Source organism: Yimella radicis (assembly GCF_054778255.1).
The window spans coordinates 1-2,010 of sequence record NZ_BAAGZR010000018.1 but is presented as its reverse complement, the minus strand read 5'-3'; the positions used below and the strand labels follow the sequence as shown (position 1 = coordinate 2,010).

The window sequence follows — 2,010 nt, the reverse complement described above, 5'->3', positions numbered from 1 at the left end:
GTGTCGGATGCGGCTTCACCAACATGGACAACTACCGAAGGCGCATCATGGTCCACATCGCCCTCACCCGAGGGCAGAGACCAGCAGCATGAAATCAGCACACGCCCCGCTCAAATGCGGAGAGCCATTTATCTCTGCAGTAGACGCCCGGCCCGTCTTCGGCGCCTCGTGCCACACATGCCTTCCCGCTCGGGTGCGGCGGGCCATAATTCGCCTTTCACGTGCCCGGCTTGCCGTCTTCGGAGCTGGGCCTTGACACCCCTGCACCGGGTACCCCCGCATCAGTACCGCACCTGCCGCTGGGCAGTCGATGCATCACCTGTCCGAACGGAATCGGCCGGCCCCACGCTGATCACTGCTCCCACACCGCCGAAGCACTTCAACCGATCCGTCACTGCAGCATCATCGAGAAGCCGTCCTCGACACCGGCAGGTCCCGGGCCCGCTGGCTGTGATGTCTTCGCGCTGGCGGCGTCGGCGGGGAGAGGATTTCGCAGTGAGCAGCACCGCTCTTTCCGGGATCGAGGCGACCACCGAATCCGGCCCGCGGTGCTGCACGAAACCTTGGGGGCTCCGTCGAGCCAGTGGCAATCCGGCCCGTGGTTGCCTCACCATGGAGCGGTGACTGCTGAGCGTTGCCGATCCACCGATCCTGCCGAACCCCTTTCCGATGCCGAGCTGCTCATCGGCCTGGTGGTCTCACCATCCCTGAGTGCGATGCTCGGCCCCGAGGTCACCACCTCGGTGCGCAAGATTTTGGTGCAGCGGTATCCGGGAGTGCGCTGGCAACTGAAGATGGCCGAAGACCGGCTGGTCGATCCACCCACCGAGACCTTGGACCTGCTGGAGGCGGCCCGAAACCGCGTGCTGGAGGAGAACTGGGATTTGGCCGTGGTGCTCACCGAGATCCCCCTGAAGACCGGCCGACGTCCGGTGCTCACCCAGCTCAGCCCCGTGCACGGGGTAGGACTGGTCTCCGTCCCAGCCCTGGGAGCCGTGCACGTGCGGCAGAAGGTGCAAGAGACCACCGTGCACGTGGTCGGGCAGCTCCTGGGCTACGACGCCGAAGACCTCAACGCCCAGCGGGATCTTGCTCGAAGAGCCCACCAGCTGTCCACCGATCTCGACGAACGCCCGGACGACAACGTCGTGCAGTTCACGGCCCGAGTGCTGAGCGGCAACGTGCGGTTGCTGCTGGGCATGATCCGCGCCAACCAGCCTTGGGCCTTCGTGGCCCGGCTCTCCCGGGCGCTGGTCGTGGCAGCGGCCACCGGCATGCTGACATTGGTGGCCTCGGACCTATGGGTACTGGCCATGGCCTACGGGCCGGTGCGCCTGGTCCTGCTGGCGGTGATGGCGATCGGGGCGGTGAGTGCCACCCTGATCCTGGGAGCCGACTTGTGGGAGCGCCCACGGCGGCGAGCCCAACGTGAGCAGGTGATCCTGTTCAATTTGGCCACCACCGCGACCGTGGCCATCGGGGTTGTGGTGTTCTACCTCGTCTTATTCATCCTGTCCTGGGTCGGCGCGCTGCTGCTCATCGACGAGCAGGTACTGGCCGGTGTCGCCGGTCACCCAGTGAACGCTTTGGACTACGCGAAGATCAGCTGGCTCACCGCCAGCCTGGCCACCGTGGGCGGAGCACTAGGAGCTGGACTGGAGGACGAAGATGTGGTGCGCGCCGCTGCCTACACCCGGTCCAGCACCTGACACAGCCCCAGCACAGAAGAAACTGAAACATCTACGCGTTGATGCCACGTCTATGCAGGTGTCATTGCCGGTCGCGATGACTTGGTGGGCTCAGCGCAGTGCGCTGCCTCGTACTCGGCGGGTGGGGCGTTGCCGAGGCGGGTGTGCGGGCGGGCGCTGTTGTACCTGTCGATCCGGGATCCGCACCGCCCTGCCGGACGCGCGGATCGCAGTCGACAAGTGGCATCTCGTCGCCCTCGCCAACCTCATGGTCACCCAGGTCCGTCAACGGATCACCCGGCAACTGCACGGCCGCCGCGGC

General features: G+C 66.0%; 2 protein-coding genes. Both read left to right on the top strand.

Features of this window, described 5'->3' with window-relative positions; translation table 11 throughout:
* Positions 1-620 precede the first annotated feature (620 nt).
* Positions 621-1,709: a hypothetical protein gene (locus ACYU8W_RS11575; RefSeq protein ID WP_499469209.1), complete on the top strand. Its 1,089-nt coding sequence runs from the start codon at positions 621-623 to the stop codon at positions 1,707-1,709.
* The coding region (locus ACYU8W_RS11570) for a transposase (protein WP_374104610.1) at positions 1,669-2,010 on the top strand (342 nt) is incomplete at its 3' end. The genes ACYU8W_RS11575 and ACYU8W_RS11570, both read left to right, overlap by 41 nt.